Origin of the sequence: Synechococcus sp. NB0720_010, from assembly GCF_023078835.1 — a bacterium.
In the GTDB taxonomy this organism is placed as follows: Bacteria; Cyanobacteriota; Cyanobacteriia; order PCC-6307; family Cyanobiaceae; genus Vulcanococcus.
Genome location: NZ_CP090898.1, coordinates 2,236,855 through 2,256,980 on the forward strand (window position 1 = coordinate 2,236,855; position 20,126 = coordinate 2,256,980).

The window sequence follows — 20,126 nt, forward strand, 5'->3', positions numbered from 1 at the left end:
CGTGATCGCAGTCGGTCTGGCAGTGGTCACGGCGATACTGTTGGTTGTGTTTGATGTGTTCAGCCCTTCTGAGGCATCAGTCCCAGCTGCACCTGGCAGTTGAGGAGTTCACTGACCATCAGGGCATCAGCCATGGCCTGATCAATGTCTTGCGCCAGCAGTAGCGATTGCTTCAACTGCTGCAGTTGGATTCGCTTCTGAGGGTTGGCTGGCGGATCGCGCTGCCATGCCAGGTGATCCAGCCAGCTGCCCCAATTCAGGTCCTCCTCCTGGTGGTCCAGGACGCGTTCGATCATGCGGCTCACATCAGCCAGTAGTGCGCCTGGATGGCTACTGCTGCAGATCAACTGCCACAGAGAGGCCTGCTGATCCAGCTCACGGGTGACCAATAAGGTGTTCGGCGCATGGATCTGATTGGCCTGCAGGCTGATGCGGCCGTGCTCGATCAACAGCTGAAGTGGCATCGGAGTACCTCTAACGGGGTAAAGCCGCAGATGCCATGCAGCTTTCAGCTCGGGATTACGCCGCTGCAGCTGAATCGCTCGGCCGAGCTTCGATTTGAGCAGCAGGGAGCGAAGACCACGCTCACCACCGGCGGGCATCGTCATCATCGTGATCACGAGGCCCGCCAGGCTCGCTGGATGCTGAAAAAACTCGAGCAGATTCCCTAGCAGGCTGCGGAAGTCATCGGGCTGCTGAGTTTCCATTCGCCGCCTCTGCTGCCAGGTGTCCATGGCTTCGCGTCCCTGCTCGTCAGGCTCGTTGCCTTGCCGCAGGCGTCCGCGTTTCAGCGCTGACTCGCTCAGAGGAACTTCGGTTTCATCCGTCGGTGCTGCCGGGTGCCCTGCCGCTGTCACGGTTAGAAGAAGTGGTTGGTCGTTGCCCCGCAGGTCAGCACCCACTCTTCCGACGTAGAGGGTCGGAACTTGTGCTGTGCGTGTCTCTGGCCCAGACGGTCCTGATAGATCGAGCTGCAGAGCACTGGCTGATTCGCCGCGCAGCGATGGGCTCTGCGATGGGCTCGTCTCGACGACGATGCGAATGCCGACACCGCGGACCCTGTTGGCTTTCTCCTGTCCCTCGCGAATCAATCGATCAATCAGTGTCTGAGCGCTGAGCGACTTGATTTCCAGTTGCCGTGCTGCATCGCTGCCATCGGCCATGGCGAGTCCCAGTCCACCCGCTGACTCCTCATTGAGCATCAGATCCAAGCGGATCGGAGCCGATGGATCCGTGAGCTCAAAATCAAGGACAAGAAACGTCTCGGCAGGCTGGTCACCAAGCGCCTCACCCAGGCCGAGTTCCGGCAGGCTGGCAGCGCTGAAGCGCAGGCGGTTCTCGTTAAGACGGCTTGGATCGACCTGCCGAAACAGAGGGAAGACCGCAGTGATCGATTCGTCGAGGGGGCGATCGGCTGGCTGTCTCAGCTGCAGACCTGTCCAGTGCAGATCCAGATCAAGCCCGATCACCCCTGGGTTGAGGCTGCTCTGCCGCTGATCAGTCAGTTCCACACGCATGGACAGCTGAGTACCAGCGGGCAGGGTCCCAAGTTGCTCCGTCCTGATCCGCTCGCCGCTCCCTGAGAGATAGAGGCGGGGTTCAATGCTGAGCAGGTTGTCCTCACCGCGGCTCTGCTTCGTGCCACCCTTCTGGTCAGCTGTGATGACATCGAGGTTGAGTTGATAAAGGCTGATCGCACCACTGCGATCCGTTGCAGTCAGGGTCAGTCTGTGTAAGCCTTGGTCGCCTTCACCTGGTGAAAATCTCAGTTCGCCGGTGTCAGGATCAAAAACCAGGTTGCTCTCGCGGTTTTTCTGCAGGCCGAAACTGAGTTTGTCGCTATGAATCTGATCGAGATCTCCAAATAGATCCCTGGCTTCCAACCATACATCGCTGTTGATGAGGATGCGGCGCTCGTCAAACGCCCCATCCAGGTAGAAGGGGGCTTGGTTGCTATTCTCAACCTGCAGCAAGAAACGCTTCTCTGCTAGGGCTCCAGCTTGATCAATCGCCTTCAGTCGGATGCGATGCTCGCCCACTGAATCGTTATCTGTGCTACCGCTAAGTCTGTTTCGCTGTGGATCAACTTCAAGCCATCCTGGAGCATCCACTTCAAACCGGAGCTGGTCGCCAATCAAGATGTCGTCGTCCTGAAAAAGCACCCCATAATCCAACTGGAATGTATCCCCTTCCTGCAGGATGATCTGCTCCAGCTCTGGACCAATCCGATATGGACTGCGGTTGAAATCCCTATCCACTACTTTGAGTCGCAGTGGCACAGCTGCTGACTCACCGGCAAGATCGGTGGCAACCAGTTTGATGTTGAGCAGTTGTGTTTCGCCTGCTGGAATCAGGCCGCTAATCGTCCCCCTCTCTGCATCGATTGTCAGCAGCGAAGCAAGCTGCTCAGCATTCTGTAGATCCAAGCTGTAGCTCAGCTGATCTCCGGCATCCACATCGCTGATGCTTTGCTCCGGCAGCCTGATTTCGAATGGACGGTCCTGCCGGACCCAGATCTCTGGGAGAGGTTGCCCATTCCAGAGCGGCGCATCGTTGGTGTTGATCACCACCAGCTTCACGGTCTGCTGTGTGGTCGCTCCACTCTGATCCTGTGCTTCCACGCCGATCTGCCAGTGGCCCACCTCGCTATTGCTTGCCTGCCCACTGAGCAAGCCGCTTCGTTCATCCAGCACCAACCATTCCGGTGCTCCTCTGCTCAGCTGATAAGTCAGGCTGTCGCCGACGCTGACATCGTCATCCTGGAAGGCATCGGCCAGATTGATCGTGAATGCTTCGTCTTCCAGGATCTCGATTGGGTCGATTGCAATGGCCTTGGGGGAGTCATTGACATTGAGAACGTTGAGAAGCAGCGTCTGCTCCCACGCTCGACCTGAGTTGTCGATGGCTTGCAGCAGCAGTCGGTGCTCTCCCACCTGTGCTTGCTGGGCAAGGCCGAACAGCACGGGAATGGGTCGGCTCTGGCTGTCGACGACCACCACCTGCTCGGCAGAGAGGGCGGCGTTGCCGCGTGCGGGATAGTTGCGGGGAATGATCGTGAGATCGGGCCCTTCTTCCCCATTCGTGAGCAGTCGATAGTTGAGCTGAGCAAAGCTTTCTCGCCAGCTGTCGCCCAGAATTTCACCATTACCACTGCTGGGCAGGCTTGCGGCCACCAGACCACTGAGGCTTCCTGCTGCTGCATCGAGGTTGCCCGTATCACGAAACAGCGGCAGTGATGGTGTGAGGTTGACCTGCTCCAGCTCCACTGCATCGGACTTCCAGAGCAGATCCAGCTCCAGGCCGATCAGGCCGAGGCCTGCATGGCGCGTGTCTGTGACCACCACATCCAACTGCATCCCATCGCCTAAGGGATCTTGGAACAGGCCTTCAATCACCACCTTCTCCGCCAAGGTGGCATCGGGTAATCGCCACTCGTAAGTCAGCCAGTCGATGGGCTGACCGTCTGCCTGATTCAGGATCTGGAGCTGCTCCACGTTCTGCGCTTGCGGCAACAGGCTCTGAAGCTCAAGGCTGAAGGGGCGGTCTTCAAGCACCAGTCTCTGTTGCAGCGCCAGCGGCTGATAGGTCAGAAACGCGTCCTGGCCAATGGCTGATTGCAGAAGGGGGGGGGTGCTGACCTCCGTGGGACCTGTCAGTTGATCCGGGACGGTGGTTGTTGTGATCTCTCCTCCAAGGGCCGCGATGGCTGTATCCAGCTGATCGAACTGCTCTGGTGATCGGACTGGAGGTGTGCTGTCCAGAACTCCCAGCGTGTTCATCACATCGCTGGCTGTCTCAATGGGTTCGCTGAGCGGTGACGTCAGTGGCTCCTGTAGATCAACAGAGGCGCTGAAGTTGCTGTCGGTCTGCAGAGGATCGCTTGTGAGTGCCATACACCAACCAAGACCTCAGCCATGGTGATCAGCCGGTTTGTGAATGGCCTGGCTCAGGCATTGGAACGTCGCTTTTGGGACAAGCCTGCGTTTTGTGCTGCCTGAGTGCGCAGGTTTGTCCGATTTACGCGGTTCTGGCGTTCTGACCAAGAAGGTCGCTGATCAGCTCGTCATGGTTATGGAGGTCATAGCTGGAAAGGCCTCAGGTTTCGTAGGCCTCCCTTGGCTATGTCACTTCCTCCTGTGCACTTCCTCGGACACAGTTCATGGCCAGTTCATTCCACGTTAATTACGCCGACTTACAACGGATTCTTGAGAATATCAAGATTGCCGAGCGCGAATCTGCCGGTGAGAACCTGCTCGACATCATTACAGAGGTAGCCACTGGCTCCCCTGCGATCACGGGAACAACCTTTGTCAATGCGGCGAATCTTCCCCTGGGCCTGCGCCATGTTGATGGCAGCTACAACCAGCTGATTCCTGGATCGCCAGACGGGGTTCTCACGGGCGCGGCTGATCAATCATTTGCTCGCCTGGTTGATCCCAGCTACATCAGCGAGACCGGAAGCCCCAGCCTGGATCTCAATCCTGATCCCGCCAGTTTCCTTGAGGTCACGAACAGCAGCTATGACCCAGAGTCTCCCAACCCTCAGAACGATCCGGGCATTCATCCCAACAGTGTTGTTGATGCATCTGTTCGCACCATTTCGAATCTGATCGTTGATCAGACCATCAGCAACCCTGCTGCTATCGCATCCGCTCTACGTTTGGCGGGTCACGAGGATCCTGATGGCCAGGCGCTCATCCTGCATGAGCAGGCGCGTGTGCTCCTTGATCCTTTGGCCGCCGAGGCGGACCAGGCTGATGCGCGAACGGCATTAACGAATGCCCTGGCTGAAACCGGTGTCACGATCACGTCGGATGGCTCCATTGTTGTGGAGCATCGCAGCGCTGATATCGGCCTTTCGCCGGGTAACAGCAGCTGGATGACGATCTTTGGTCAGTTCTTCGACCACGGACTTGACCTGCTTGCCAAGGGTGGCCAGGGAACGGTGTACATCCCGCTTCAACCTGATGACCCTTTGTATGTGGAGGGCAGCTCTTCCAATTTCATGGCTCTCACTCGAGCCGCTGGCAACCCTGGCACGAATCTGATTACACCCTGGATTGATCAGAACCAGACCTATACCTCCCATCCCTCGCATCAGGTCTTCCTGAGGGAGTATCAGCGCATTGATCGTCAGACGGGTGCTCTTCTGACTGATCCTACTCAGACTGAGTGGGAGGCCGGTCTCACCGTTGCCACAGGCCGCTTGCTGAACGGTGCGCAAGGTGGTGTTGCGACTTGGGCTGACGTGAAGGCCCAGGCCCTCACCTACCTCGGCATTGCTCTGGATGACCGGGATGTGCTCAAGATCCCTCAGGTTCTGACCGATCCTTACGGTCGCTTCATTGCGGGCCAGAACGGCTATGCCCAGTTACTCGCTGTGGATCCACAGGGCCAGCCGATCACGGTGGAGGGCACTGCTGAAGGTGTGATTCCATCTGAGCTCAATGTGAGCCGGATTGCCCAAGCTTTCCTGGATGACATCAACCGGGCCGCTGTTCCCGTGATCGTTGATGGACAGCTGCTGCAGGATGCCGACATGGCTGTTGGCCTCTCTGACGCGGTGCCGGATGGTCGGGGTGGCTTCACCACGTACGACAACGAACTACTGGATGCTCACTATGTGACCGGCGATGGTCGTGGCAACGAAAACATCGCCCTCACGGCCATCCATAGTGTTTTTCATGGCGAGCATAACCGTGTGCTTGAGGCCAACAAGCTCACGATTCTGCGCAGCGGTGACCTGGAGGGTATCAACGAGTGGTTGCGTAGACCCCTCGCTGATGATGTTGCTCTCCCGTCCTCTCAGGCCAGTGATGCTGATCTGACTGCTTTCGCGGCTGGGCTGCAGTGGGATGGTGAACGCCTATTCCAGGCGGCAAAATTCTCTACCGAGATGCAGTATCAGCATATCGTCTTTGAGGAATTCGCTCGTCGGATCCAGCCAAATATCGCTCCATTCGTGTTTACTAACTCGGCAGATCTTGATGCTCGTATTGTTGCCGAGTTCGCCCATGCGGTCTACCGCTTTGGTCACTCCCAGCTGGGTGATGGAGTCGCCAGATTGGAAGCGGATCTGGCTTCTAGAGATCTGGGCCTGATTCAATCCTTTCTCAACCCGCTGGAGTTTGCCAATAGCGGCCTCGATGCCGAGGCGGCTACAGGTGCCATTGCCCGCGGGATCACGCGTGTGGTGGATCAAGAGATCGACGAGTTCATTGTCGAAGCGCTGCGCAACAACCTGCTAGGGGCGCCGCTTGACTTGGCCAGTCTCAACTTGGCCCGCGGACGTGACCTGGGTGTCCCGTCGCTCAATCAGACCCGGGCTCAGCTCTATGCGATGACCGGGGCTGTTCAGCTCAAGCCCTACACCGGTTGGACGGTTGATCCAAATCAAGCTGATTCCCATGGTTTCTTCCAACATCTGAAGAATCCGATGTCGGTGGTGAATCTCATCGCTGCCTACGGCACACACCACACCATCACAGAGGCTACAAGCATTGAGGCCAAGCGTCGTGCTGCGATGTTGATTGTCTTCAACACGCCGTTTGATGGTCAAGAGCCGCCCGCTGATTCTCTGGACTTCCTGAGGGGTACGGGTGCGTATGCCGACCAGGAGACCGGCATCAATGATGTGGACCTTTGGATCGGGGGTCTGGCAGAGCAGGTGAATGAATTCGGCGGCCAGCTGGGAGAAACCTTCAACGCAGTCTTCCAATACCAGATGGAGCAGCTGCAGAACGGAGACCGCTTCTATTACCTGAGTCGTACACAGGGGATGAACCTGCTGACCCAGTTGGAGGCCACAACCTTCTCCGATCTGGTGATGCGGAACTCGGATCTTGGCGATCCGCATGCGACTCACCTGTCTGCGCACATCATGGGTGTGCCGGATCTCATTTTAGAGCTCGATCTCAATACGGCTCAAGCCAATTACAGCGGTGATCAAGAGCTTGATGCTTTGGTTGGAAGCGAAAATACAGCTGAGCAACGGGGCTCTCTAGACCCCACGGCATCCACGCTCTTCGATTTCCTCCTGGGGGGTGCGGCCACGAGCAAAGTTGTTCGTCAGTACGGATCTTTAGATCTTGACGGTAACGGTTTTGTGGATGGCAACGTCTTGCGCTTCACCGGCGGTGAACATGTCGTTCTGGGCGGAACAGAGGGGAATGATGCCATCTATGGCGACAAGGGCATCGATACGCTATGGGGCGATGGCGGTGATGACTATCTCAATGCCGGCATGGAGTCTGATCAGGTCTTTGGTGGCGACGGCGATGACATTATTATTGATCCCTTCGGTGATGATTTTCTCCGTGGTGAAAATGGAGATGACGTAATCGTCAATGGTGCTGGCCTTGACGTTGATTTTGGCGGTGCGGGTCAAGACGCGATGTTTGCCGTCGTTGATAGCACTGAAATGTTTGCCGGTGAGGATAACGACTTTATGCGTGGCGGTTCAGCTCCTGATCTCATGATGGGAGGTGAGGGCGACGACTGGATGGAGGGTGGCGAAGGCTTTGATTACATGGCCGGCGAAAATTCGGAGCTGTTCTTTAACAGCCCAATTGTTGGTCATGACATCATGAATGGCCAAGGTAACGATACTGATTATGACGGTGAAAATGGTGATGATATTATGGTACAGGGCGTAGGCATTCAGCGCAACAATGGTATGAATGGCTTTGACTGGGCTATTCACAAAGGTGACCCTGTTGCGGCTGATACGGACCTCACGCCGCAGATCCCAGGTCTGGTTGAAATCCCAGATGCTGCCTTGGCGGTGATACTACGTGACCGTTTTGATTCTGTTGAAGGCTTATCGGGCTGGAAGTATGACGACTATCTGAGGGGATCTGTTCGTTCCATTGACCAGAATCCCTGGTTCCAGAACCAGCTCACACAGGCTGGTGTCGACAGGATTCGTGGCCTGCGCGCTGTGCTTGGTGGTGAAGATCTTGCTGATCCAGATGCTGTTGCCTTCGGTGACCCCAATATCGATGGGAATTCGGATGGCCAGATCTTCCTCGGCGGAGACGGTAGTGACACCATCATGGGCGGAGTTGGCGATGATCTCATCGATGGCGATGCCTGGCTGAATGTTCGCATCGAAGGGACTCGTAAAGACGGTTCTTATTTTACGGTCGACAGCCTTAGTGACTTGTTCGTTGATCTCGTCTCAGGGGCTATTGATCCTGGTGAGATCCATGCTGTGCGTGAGATTCTGTATGACGATCGCGCTGACGGCTCTAACCCCGATGATGTCAATCTTGATGTCGCTGTCTTCCAGGACCTGAGGGGCAACTACGACATTGCTTTTGACGCGGACGGTTCTGTCACTGTGTCGCATCTGACCGTTTCAGACGGCCTGCAGAGTGACGGGATCGATCGACTTCGCAATATTGAGGTCGCACGTTTTGCCGATCAGGATCTGCGGCTGGTTAATGATCCTGCACTGTCTTCGGGTTTGCTGGCAACCACGGAGCTCTCCACAACGGGCTTTTTCGGTTTCTTCGGTGCCGCTAACCGCGTTGGCCTTGCCGCTCCAGCCCTCTTTGACGCGAATAACGTCACACCTGATAACCCGCTAGGGCTTGTTGATCCAAGCTCGGTTTCTGTTTCCTTCTTTGATGCCGCTGATTCTGCCACTGCGCTGCCGCTCTCGGCGGCCGGTGAGCTGGTGTTGGCCGCCACGCCCGGCCGGCAGCTGTCGATGACAGCCAGCTATATCGATGCAGCTGGTTTCACCAATACCTTTGAGGCACCCATCTTCAATGCGATTGTTGGCACTGCTTTGGCCAATACGCTGACGGGTACGGCTGATCTGGATTATATCTTCGGTGGTGGTGGAGCTGATGTTCTGCTCGGTAATGGTGGTGATGACTATCTCTCTGGTGGTGTGGGTTCCGATCTGCTCAATGGCGGTGACGGTGTTGACCTTGCCAACTTTGCCGGAGTGGCCACTAGTCTTTTCAACGCGGCTAATCCTCCAGCACAGGCAGTTGTGGATGCCAGATTCGACCTGAATGGTGTCAACCTTACGGTCTCAACTCTCACCGGCGGTCTTGACACGCTTGTATCGATTGAACGCCTGCGCTTCAGTGATGGCGTCTTTGATCTTGTCGCTGGTGCCACCAACGCTGCTGATGATCTGATTTATAGCGGTGAGCAGCGTGCGTTGCTGTTTGGTGGTGGTGGTGATGACCATCTGCGTGGCGGAGCTGACGATGATGTTTTCACCTACACCGCAGCCGGCACGATTGTCGAGAACGCCAGTAGCGGCGGCGGCCGCGATTCTGTTGACGGTGGTGCTAACCGTGAGCTTGGTGATCGCCTGGTGATTCAAGGTGATAACACCACAGAGACGTTCCGTGTGATTGCCGTGGCAGGGGATGTCAATGCATCACACCGTGCTGAGTTAACGGCAGCGGGCTTTGCCGCCATCGCTGAGACTACCGAGATCGTGATTCTCCGGGGTACCGGTAATCTGTCTGCTATTGCGCCACTGACGACCGATAACTTTGCCGTCATCGCTGAAGTGATAGAGATTGAAGAGTTAACGATTAATGTGAGTGGTGCTGGCCGAACTGGTACCCAACGTGTTCAGGTGATTGGTGACTTTAATCCCACCAGCCTGCGCACCAACACCATCACGATCAGTAGTGATGGCACTGGCGTTGATGTTGATGTGACCAGCCTTGAATCCGATCACCGTGTTGTGCTTGATGCCGGCACGATCCTTGGTCAGCGCCCTCAGGATGTTGTTCAGACAGCTGCGAACGAAATCATGAAAGCTGATCCCATGACGCCTGATCAGAACAATGAACTTGCTGATGGCAACGTGTCTGCATCGCTCACCTTGCGAGACGCCCAGGATCTTCTTGATCTTGTGCGTGGGATTGCCCCAGAGCGTCTCGATCCCGAGAATGCCGATGCGGTTGGTGTTCGTGATCTGGCTGGCGCTGAGAACAATCGCGCCAATGCCACCTTCGGTGCAGCGAACGAACCGTTCATTCGTCTCACTGAAGCGCGATTCGGCGCTGTTGACCCCGACTCTGGCACCGCTGAGATCAACCCGATCTTCGCTGGGCTCGACCCCCGCCAGATTTCCAACAGTGTGGCGACCCAGCAGCCGCAGACTCCCCCCAGCAGACAGGCGAACCTGTTCTGGATGTCCTTTGCCCAGTATTTCGACCACGGCCTCGACTTCGTTGTGAAGGGGGGTAATGGGACCATTCCCATCGGCGGCGTCGGTTCTGGTGGTGCTGATAACCCTGCAGATCTCACGCGGGCAACGATCACCGGTTGGGATGCTGATGGCCCGCAGCACCTCAACCAGACATCCCCCTTCGTTGATCAAAACCAGGCCTATGGCTCCACTGCCCTGGTTGGTCAATTCCTGCGTGAATCCGACGGCGCGCGTGGCTTGGGATCTCATTTGATGTCAGGTGGCGATGATCCTTCCGCTCCCGGATTCAAGTTGCTGCCGACACTGCGCACACTGCTGGACCACCACATCGCAGCCCAAACTATTTTCACTGGCACCAAGCTTGGTGACTTAACCCTGACGGAGTACTACCCCGCTCTGATCAAAGCTGACACCTCTGACTACGACCCGGCTGTCATCGCTGAGCTGAACCGTGATTTTCTCGGATCGGGTTACTCCTTGCTTGTTGATCTCAATCCGTTTGTCTCGCCTCTTGAGCATGTTGTAGCTGGTGACGGCAGGCCGAACGAGAATGTCGCCCTCTCTTCGATTCACTCGATCTGGGCGCGTAATCACAACTATCACGTTGACCAACTAACGGAGCTTTACTCAGCGGCTGGCCTTGATGTGACCCCGGAGGAAGTCTTCCAGGCAGCCAAAATCATCAACGAGACGGAGTATCAGCGCGTCATCTTTACGGAATTTGCCCAGGTTCTGTTGGGGAGTGCTGGGATTCGTGGTTATGGCGAGCACGGCTTCGATGACTATCAACCGGCTACGGACGCTCGCATTAGCCACGAGTTTGCAGCCATGGCCTATCGCGTGGGCCACACCATGATTGCTGACGACTTCACGATCCTTGATGCTGATGGGCAGCCAGTGCGCGTGCCCCTGGTGGATCTTTTCCTCAACCCCACCAATGAGGCGGGGGCCTTCACGTTTGACCCTGATGGTCCAGGACCTGCGGCGCCCCTCAACGGCGATGCCGCGCTGAGTGTCTTGGCCTCTAGGGGGTACACCCCCGTTCCTGGCTATGAGCAGCTAGGCGTTGCCCGCATCCTCGGGGGTATGGCCCTCCAGCCTGCTGAGGAGGTTGATCCCCAGGTGGTCGATGCCGTTCGCAACGATTTGGTTCGGGTGCGTGCTGATCTGGCTGCTTTCAACATCGCCAGGGGCTGGGATCTTGGTCTCGGCACGCTTAATCAGGTCAAGGCCGGCCTGCTGGCTTCCACCAACCCTTATGTCCAGGAAGCCCTCAGCTATGTGGGCCTCGAGAACATGACCCCCTATGCCAGCTGGGAGGACTTCCAGCTGCGTAATGGTCTTGCCGATGCGGAGCTGGAGCGGCTTCGTGCCGCCTATCCCGATCTTCACCTCGAGTCCCCCGCTGTGGAGGTGTTCCGTCAGTTCAATCCTGATGTGCAGCTATCGGTCCAGGGCGATGGCAGCGCCGTGGTTTCGGGCATCGATCGCGTTGATGCCTGGGTGGGTGGTTTAGCTGAGCAGAAATTCGAGGATTCACTGCTGGGCACCACCTTCTGGACGATCATCCATGAACAGCTGGATCGCCTGCAGGAGGGTGACCGCTTCTACTACCTCTCCAGGGTCGATGACCTGGACTTCTATGAGGCCTGGGCCAAGGAACAGAGCTTTGCCGACATTGTTGAGCGCAATACTGGCCTCACAGGTCTACCCAAAGATATTTTTGCAGTCTCTGATTCCGAAGTATTAGTTGGATTGCCTGCTGCGGATGGGGCTCCGGCAGACGGTGGCGCTCCTGCTCCTGTCGATCCTGACCCCGCCGATGGGCTTTTGACTGACGCTGAATCCGACGTTGTGGCTAAGGCATTGCACCTGGGCCTGAGTCTGCACAAGCTTCCGGATTTCACCGGTGATGAACCGAATGAGCTCGTGCTGCGCCCCTTTGGTTCACCGGCAGAGCGATCTGCTCAGTTCTACCTGATGCTCACGGCAGAGTCGCTGCGCGATGCCAGCATCGACACCCTGGATGTCACCTTCGATCTTGGAGAGGACTTCGTCAATGTTTTTGAGCTGAGCGGGGAGCAGATCTTCTTCTCCGATGACCTTGCTCTCCAGCGTCGCGTACAGATTGATGGCAGTAAGCTTCGTTTTGAAGGTGCCGGGCTGGGTGCACTTGGCGCTGGCCAGGGTGTTTCAGAAAAGGCCCCCATTGCGGTGATTGCTCTCACCCCGCGAGAAGACATTGATGAGCAGATTCTTGCGGCGCGCCTGGCCGATCGCTATGGCTTCACCAATTCTGAATCCTGGCAGCAATCGCTCCAGTTCAGTGTTGATGCCAATGTCCATGAGATCATGTTCTCTGATCTCATGTCGCTCGGTGATCTCGGCGGCGAGGCGGCATTGCTCACCGACGAGCTTCAGGTGCTTGCCCGTGCTGCTCAGGTGGATCTGCTGACGGACGACGTCTTCGCCTTGGGCACAGAACGCCAGGTGCTCAAACCGGGTGAAGGAGGAATCACCAACCTGATCCGCTCAGGAGACACCCTGGAGCGCACCACCCAGTGGCAAAACGGCGGTGAATTCACCCTGCAGGACCTGTCGATCACCGACCTCAATCAGGCGGGTGTTGCCACCTCCAAGAGCTCGATTGCAGGTGGTTCGGATGCCTTGGCTGTTGGTGCGACAGCCGACATCACCACAGAGATCAGTGTGTACGGTCCTGCTGGTTCGGTTCTGGACAGCGCAGCCCTCGGCTTCCAAATTGATGCCCTCGGTGGCTATCACTGGGATACGGCTGCCATGCCTACGTTCCAGCAGAAAAATCTGGTCACCTACCAGGCCGACCTCAACTATGACGGTCGTGTCAGCATGAAGGACTTGGCCTTCCTGAATGCCGGTGTGAGCCGTGGTTACAGCCGTGATGTTGATGCCAACTATGATGGGACACTCGATATCAAGGACCTCGCGGTGATTGATGCCGAATGGGGGCAAAGTCTCCATCAGGGTGAAGGTCAGTTCCTGGGTTCTGATTTCATGTCTATGGCGGATCTGTCTCAGCAGGGCCTGCAGCAGTGGGACAGCTCCGCCTTCATCGCTCAGAATGCAATCGAAGCGGAGCAGCAGGTTTCGAATCCTGTTGCTGAATCCGGTGGCACATTCGTCACGGTGCAGGGCTTTGAGGCGCTTCTTGCTCAGCTCGAGCAGCAGCAAACCCAGCAGTACGACCTGACCTAACGGCAATTGCCCCTCAGCCTTTGGCTGAGGGGCTTCTTGTCTCTAGAAGCTGGTCAAGAGATCGATGCAAGAGGGTGGCGTCTCTTGCATCGATTGTTTCGTGTCATGGAGTGGTCGATCCGCTTGGGAGAGTTCAGTGAGGGGAGCGCTGTTAGCGCTCTGCCGGTTTAATGGTGGTGCGCAGTTATTCAGTGCCTCAGAGTTGATCCGATAGCTAAAGCGGAGTGCCATGCGGTCTACGCGCTGCGTTTAGACGTCTAATTTCTTTGCAACCGCTAGTGATCAACTGCCGCGGATTTGCCCCGCTGCTGCATCAGCGCTCTCATTTCGCTTCCATCCAGTTGGGGCCAACGCCGGTCTCCACCACCAGGGGCACAGACAGGGTCACCGCGCGCTCCATGGTTTCACGCGTGAGGTTGAGCACCGTCTCCAGGGCCTCGGGGGCGGCTTCGAGCACCAGTTCGTCATGGACCTGCAGCAGTAGCCGGGCGGGCAGGGCGCTCTCAGTGAGCCGTTGCTGCAGCTGCACCATCGCCAGCTTGATGATGTCGGCGCTGGAGCCCTGGATCGGGGCGTTGGCGGCGGCGCGCAGTTGCTGGGCTTCCATGCCGCCGCGGCGGGCGACATCCAGTTCGATCTCCAGGGGGTCCTTGCCCAGGTGACGTCCCAGGCCGCTGGGGTCAAAGGCAAAGGGTCGCCGGCGCCCCAGGATCGTTTCGACGTAGCCGCGGCTGAGGGCGAGCCGCTCCTGCAGCTCCAGAAAGGCGAAGACCTTCGGGTAGCGCTGCTTGTACTTGCTGAGGAACTCCTTCGCTTCGGCCTGGCTGACCCCCGTTTCCCGGGCGAAGCGCTGCACGCCCATCCCGTAGATCACCCCGAAGTTGATCGTCTTGCCCAGGCGGCGCTCGTCGCTGCTGACCTCGTCTTTTTCAAACAGCAGCCGGGCGGTGAGGGCGTGGACGTCATCACCGCTTTGATAGGCCTTCACCAGCACCTCCTCGCCGGAGAGGTGGGCCAGGATCCGCAGCTCGATCTGGGAGTAGTCGGCGCTGATCAAGGTCCAGCCGGCCTCCGGCAGGAAGGCCTTGCGAATCCGCCGAGAGAACTCCGTGCGTACGGGAATGTTCTGCAGGTTGGGGTTGCTGCTGGAGAGCCGTCCGGTGGCGGTGACGGCTTGGTTGAAGTCCGTGTGAACCCGTCCGGTTTCCGCCTCCATCAGGGCGGGAAGGGCATCGACATAGGTGCTCTTGAGCTTGCTCAAGGTGCGGTGCTCCAGCACCAGGGGCACCACCGGGTGGGCGTCCTCCAGCTTCTCGAGCACCGTCGCGTCGGTGCTCCAGCCGGTCTTGGTCTTGCGCGACTTCTTGCGATCGAGCCCGAGGGTGTCAAAGAGCAGCTCACCGAGCTGCTTCGGTGAGGCCAGGTTGAAGTCCGTGCCGGCGGCCTGCTTGGCGTCGCTCTCCAGTCGCTCGAGGGTGGTCTTGAGTTCCCGGCTGAGTTCGCCGAGGTAGTCGGTGTCGATGCGAATGCCGGTGGCTTCCATTAGGGCCAGCACCGGCTCCAGGGGCAGCTCCACCTGATCGAGCAGCGCCGTGAGGGGTTCACCCAGGAGCTCAAGTTGGCCGCGCAGCAGTGGGGTCAGGCGGTAGGTGACATGGACATCCATGCCGCAGTAGAGGGCGGCCTGGGCCATGGGGACGGCCGAGAAGTTGGAGCCCTTGGGGACCAGCTCGCTGTAGCTGGTGGGTAGGAAGCCGAAATTCCGCTGGGCCAGCAGCTCGAGGCCGTGCTTGGCGTTGGCATCCCGCAGGTAATCCGCCAGGAGGGTGTCCATGACAACGCCCGCCAGGGGCAGACCATGGCGCAGCAGGATCAGCCGGTCGTACTTGGCGTTCTGCAGCGTTTTGGGGTGCGCGGCGCTGCTGAGCCAGGGAGCCAACGCCCCCAGTACTTGGTCGAGGGGGAGTTGCGCTGGATCGCTCAGTTCCGCTTGATGTCCCAGGGGGATGTAGGCCAGCTGATCGAGCCCCTCGCCCCAGCAGACTCCGAGGCCAACCAGTTCGGCCTGGAAGGGGTTGAGGCTGGTGGTTTCAGTGTCCAGTGCCACAGGGCTCTGGCGGTCGCAGCAGCCCAGGAGCCTCTGCACCAAGGCCTCGAGTGCCTCGCTACTGGTGATCAGTTGGGGCGTAAGGGCCGGCGGCGCAGCGTCGCGGGCGTCTCCGTTATCGGCGGCCGGATCGCTGAGCGCTTCGGCTTTTGCTTCTGCTTTGGCTTCGGGTTCGGCGGCGGCGACGGCCGGGGGTGGTTCGTTGGAGAAGACCGTGGCGAAGCTGTTGACCTGGCGCCGCAGGCTGAAGAGTTCCAGTTCCTCCAGGCTTTCGGCGAGGGAGTCGCTCTTGACCGCACCGAGGGGCAGACGCGGGTCCGTCGGCAGCGGAATGTCCACCAGGATTTCCGCCAGCATCCGCGAGCGGTAGGCGTTCTCTTTGTCCGTGCTGAGCTTGCCCAGCAGCGCCCCCTTCAGGGCTCCCTTGGGATCTTTGGCCTTGGGGCCCGCGGCTTCGAGTTGCTCCAGCGCGGCATAGATCCCATCGAGGTCGCCGTAGGCCTGCAGCAGGTTGATGGCGGTCTTGGGACCGACGCCTTTGACCCCCGGGATGTTGTCGCTGCTGTCGCCCGTGAGTGCCTTGAGGTCCACGACCTCTTCGGGGGTGACCCCCAACTTGGCCACAACACCATCGCGGCGAATCTCGAGCGGTCCGCTGCTCTTGGCATAGGGCCCACCCCCCATATAGAGGACAGCGATGTCGCGCTCGTCGTCCACCAGCTGGAAGAGGTCACGGTCACCCGAGAGGATGCGCACCCGCCAGCCATCGTTGGCGGCTCGATTGGCCAGGGTCCCCAGGACATCGTCGGCTTCGTAGCCGGGAGCCATGCAGAGGGGAATGTCGAGGGACTGCTCGAGGATCTGCTGCAGGTTGCCCAGATCCTGGAAGAAGTGTTCTGGCGCTACGTCACGATGGGCTTTGTAGGCCTCGTCAGCTTCATGGCGGAAGGTGGGTTCAGCCGTGTCAAAGGCGATGACCACCCCCTGGGGGGCCAGGCCTTTGCAGTTGTCCAGCAGGGCCTTGAGAAAGCCATAGGTGACCGAGGTGGGAATGCCCTCTTTGGTGCTCAGTCCCCCCTCGCCCCCTTTGCTGAAGGCGTAGAAGCTGCGGAAGGCCAGGGAGTGGCCATCCACCAGCAGCAACAGGGGTTTGAGGGTGGTGCCGCCGGTCAAAACGCCCTGGAGATCAAGTGGGCCCAGCCTGGCAGAACGGGCCGGGCTGCTTTGAGTTCCTGCGGCCGTTATCGCTGGTGGCTCGAGCGGCAGTGGCAGCCGCAGGCCCCGCGGTTGCTGTTCGTCGGGCTGAATCCTTCCCGCGCCACGGCCGAACGTGATGATCCGACCCTGCGGCGCTTGATCGCGTTTGCCCAGGCCTGGGGCTACGGATCGCTGGAGGTGCTGAACCTGTTCGCCCGCATCTCGGCCAGTCCGGCGGTGCTGCGGCGCAGCGCCGATCCGATCGGCCCGCAGACCGACCAGTGGTTGCGGCGGCGCTTGGGCGTCCTGGCGGACGCGCCCGGGGCCGCGGTCTGGCTGGGCTGGGGCAACGGCGGCCGCTGGAGGGACCGGGACCAAGCGGTGTTGCGCCTCTTGCGGCAGCAGGGTGTGCCGCTGCTGGCCCTCGGGCTGACCGCGAGTGGCCAGCCCCGGCATCCGCTCTATGCCGCCAAGGCTGCGCAGCCGCTGCGTTTGACCCATTCTGGGGAAGAGCTTCGGCCTGGTTGAGCGCCTCGATGACCCGCACCCCCAGCCGCTATGCGATCCATCTGCTGCTCTCCGGGGGGCATGAGCAGGTGGTGCACTTCCCCAGCCTCGATGCGTTCCAGCAGTGGTACGGCACGGTCCTGAACGCCGGCCCGGCCGATGCCTTCATCAACGTGCCGATCACGGAGTTGCCCGATGAGTACCTGGTGGTGCGCCCCAGCGCCGTGAAGGGGATCCGAGTGGAGCCGGTCTTCGGTGCCCTCGATGACGATGACTTCTGAGCTGATCTGGGGCTTTTCGTTTTTTGCCGGTGCCCTGGCCCAGCTGATCGCACGCCTGAGTGGCTGGCCTTCGGTGGTGCTGCTGCTGGCGTCGGGGCTGCTGATCGGTGATGCCGGACTGGATTGGGTGCAGCCCGAGCGCCTGGGGGGAGGGCTGGAGTCCTTGGTGGGCTTGCTGGTGAGCTTGGTGCTCTTTGACGGTGGCCTGAATTTGCGTCTGGCTGGCCGCGACCTGCAGCGCACGGTGCTGCAGTTGGTGCTTACCCGTGGTCTGCTCGGGCTGGTGGGCGGAGCCCTGCTGGCCCATGAGCTGGCGGGGTTGTCCTGGCCCTTGGCCTGGGTGTTTGGGGCCATCGCCCTGGGGACAGGGCCCACGGTGATCACGCCCTTGGTGCAGCAGATGCGTCTGGTGCCGCGCCTTTCGGCGGTGCTCGAGGCTGAAGGCCTGATCCTGGAGCCGGTGGGGGCCGTGCTGGCCTTGCTGCTGCTGCAGTTGGCCCTGGGTGATTTGTCCCAGTGGGATCAGGTCCTGCCGCTGTTGCTGCTGCGCCTGGGCGGTGGGGTGTTGATGGGTGGTTGTTGCGGCTGGCTGCTGGTCCTGGTGCTGCAGCGTCTGCCGAGTGAGGCCGAGGGACTCCGGTTGCAACTGAGCTTGGGGGTGCTGTTTTTGTTGGTGAGTGGCACCCAGGTGCTCTTGCCGGAGGCGGGGCTCCCGGCGGCGGTGTCGGCGGGGATCGTGGTCGGCCTGCGGCTCAAGGACGAAGCGAGCAACCTCGATGACCTGATTGCCCACCTGGCGCAGCTGGCGATCACGGTGCTCTTTCCCCTCTTGGCCGCGGATCTCTCCTGGGCTGAGCTCTCGCCCTTGGGCTGGGGTGGTGTCAGCTGTGTGGCCGCCCTGATGCTGTATCGCTGGCTGGTGGTTCAGGCCGGTTCGCTGGGCCTGCCGGGATTGAGTTGGGGCGACAAGTTGATGCTCAGCTGGGTGGCGCCACGGGGAATCGTGACGGCGGCCGTGGCCAGCTTGTTTGCCCTGAAATTGAGCGCCGCCGGGGTGAGTGGCGGCGGTGCGCTGAAGGGCCTGGTGTTCCTGACGATCTTGATCACCGTGGCGGTGCAGGGGCTGTCCGCTCCCCTGCTGGCACGGCGCTTGGGGCTTGTGGAGAGCGACCTAGAGGCTGCGCTCGATGCGAGCCCTGGCCTCGCCACTGGGCTGGAGCAGCAACCAGGTGGTGAGCAGGTCGGGACCTTGAAGGCTGCCGAGTAGGGCGGCCCGCAGGGTCTTCATCAGGACGCCTTTCTTGACGCCGGCATCGGCCACGGCCTTGCCCAGCAGTTCTTGGGCGGTCTCGGCTGTCAAAGCGCCCTCGGGCAGATGCTCGAGCAGGGCCTTCAGGGCCGGTCGGGCACCGTCAAGCTCGAGTTGCTTGAGGGCGGCCTCGCTGAGTTCGGGGCGCTCAAAGAAGGGACGGGCCTGCTCGATGCCGTCCTTGAGGGTGACCAACGAGGGACCGAGCAGGGCGCAGAGTTCCTGGAGCCAGCTGGCGTCGCTGTGGCTCCAGCCCAGGGCCTTCCATTGGGGCTCGAGTTCAGCCAGAAGTTGCTCGGGGCTGCGCTCGTGGAGCACCTGGCTATTGAGCCAGTTGAGCTTGTCCCAGTCGAAGCGGGCTCCAGCTTTGTTGACCCGATCAAAGCCAAAGACCTGGGCCGCGTCGCTCAGGCTGAACCGCTCTTCCATGCCCTCCGGCGGCGACCAGCCCAGCAGGGTCATGTAGTTCGCCAGGGCCTCAGCGGTGTAACCCTGCTCGCGGAAGTCATTGACCGAGGTGACGCCGTCGCGCTTGGAGAGCTTCTTCCCTTCCTTGTTCAGGATCAGAGGGGTGTGGGCAAATTCGGGGACGGGTGCACCGAGGGCTGCATAGAGCAGCAGCTGCTTGGCGGTGTTGGCGATGTGGTCTTCGCCGCGGATGACATGGCTGATGGCCATGGCGGCGTCATCCACAACCACCACCAGGTTGTAGAGGGGGTCGCCGATTTGATCGGCCGGAGCACGGCGGGCAATGACCATGTCGCCGCCCAGGTCGCTACCGGACCAGCGCATGGCGCCGCGGACCAGGTCGTTCCAGGTGATGACGGCCTCGTCATCAATGCGAAAGCGGATGGTGGCCTCGCGGCCCTCGGCGATGTAGGCCTGCTCCTGCTCGGGGCTGAGGTCGCGGTGGCGGTTGTCGTAGCGGGGGGCGCGGTTGGCGGCAGCCTGCTGCTCCCGCATTTCAGTGAGCTCTGCTTCGCTGGCATAGCAGCGATAGGCCTTGCCGGAGTCCAGTAGCTGCTGAATGGCGGCGCGATGGGCCTCGATTCGCTCGCTTTGGATCACGGGCTCCGCGTCCCAGTTGATCCCCAGCCACTTCAGCCCTTCAAGGATGTTGGCGGTGTATTCCGGCTTGCTGCGCTCCTTGTCGGTGTCTTCGATCCGCAGCAGGAACTCCCCACCGAGGTGACGGGCGAAGAGCCAGTTGAAGACCGCCGTGCGAGCGGTACCGATATGAAGCGTTCCAGTCGGGCTGGGGGCGAGACGCACACGGACCGCCGCTCCAGTTCCAGTCACTGG

The 20,126-nt window shown here is 59.7% G+C and carries 7 protein-coding genes; 4 read left to right on the top strand and 3 right to left on the bottom strand.

The genetic code is table 11. The features are described from left to right. Nucleotides 1-59: 59 nt before the first annotated feature. Nucleotides 60-3,893, bottom strand: a complete 3,834-nt coding sequence (locus LY254_RS11885; RefSeq protein ID WP_247477389.1) for a putative Ig domain-containing protein — start codon at nt 3,891-3,893, stop codon at nt 60-62. A 266-nt stretch (nt 3,894-4,159) separates the two neighbouring features. Here LY254_RS11885 and LY254_RS11890 point away from each other — a divergent pair, with 266 nt between their 5' ends. Beyond that, a complete protein-coding gene (locus LY254_RS11890; RefSeq protein ID WP_247477390.1) occupies nt 4,160-13,423 on the top strand; it encodes a peroxidase family protein in 9,264 nt (3,087 codons plus the stop codon). 322 nt (nt 13,424-13,745) lie between these two features. Here the strand turns inward: LY254_RS11890 and polA are convergent, their stop codons facing one another. Then, entirely contained in the window at nt 13,746-16,703 is a 2,958-nt protein-coding gene (polA, locus tag LY254_RS11895) for a DNA polymerase I (protein WP_247477393.1), read from the bottom strand. Here polA and LY254_RS11900 point away from each other — a divergent pair. From LY254_RS11900 to LY254_RS11910, 3 genes are read left to right on the top strand one after another with little or no spacing between them, the layout of a single operon-like run. After that, nucleotides 16,653-17,255: a DUF1643 domain-containing protein gene (locus LY254_RS11900; RefSeq protein WP_247477394.1), complete on the top strand. Its 603-nt coding sequence runs from the start codon at nt 16,653-16,655 to the stop codon at nt 17,253-17,255. The two genes, polA and LY254_RS11900, sit on opposite strands and share 51 nt — an antisense overlap. Nucleotides 17,256-17,263: 8 nt before the next feature. Beyond that, a complete protein-coding gene (locus LY254_RS11905; RefSeq protein ID WP_010315758.1) occupies nt 17,264-17,515 on the top strand; it encodes a hypothetical protein in 252 nt (83 codons plus the stop codon). Then, entirely contained in the window at nt 17,505-18,782 is a 1,278-nt protein-coding gene (locus tag LY254_RS11910; RefSeq protein WP_247479910.1) for a cation:proton antiporter, read from the top strand. Before LY254_RS11905 ends, LY254_RS11910 begins: the two co-directional genes overlap by 11 nt. On the opposite strand, the gene gltX is transcribed toward LY254_RS11910, so the two are convergent. Further along, nucleotides 18,687-20,123 (bottom strand): glutamate--tRNA ligase, encoded by a 1,437-nt coding sequence (gene gltX / locus LY254_RS11915; protein WP_247477395.1) that lies wholly within the window; start codon nt 20,121-20,123, stop codon nt 18,687-18,689. The genes LY254_RS11910 and gltX overlap by 96 nt on opposite strands. Nucleotides 20,124-20,126 lie beyond the last annotated feature (3 nt).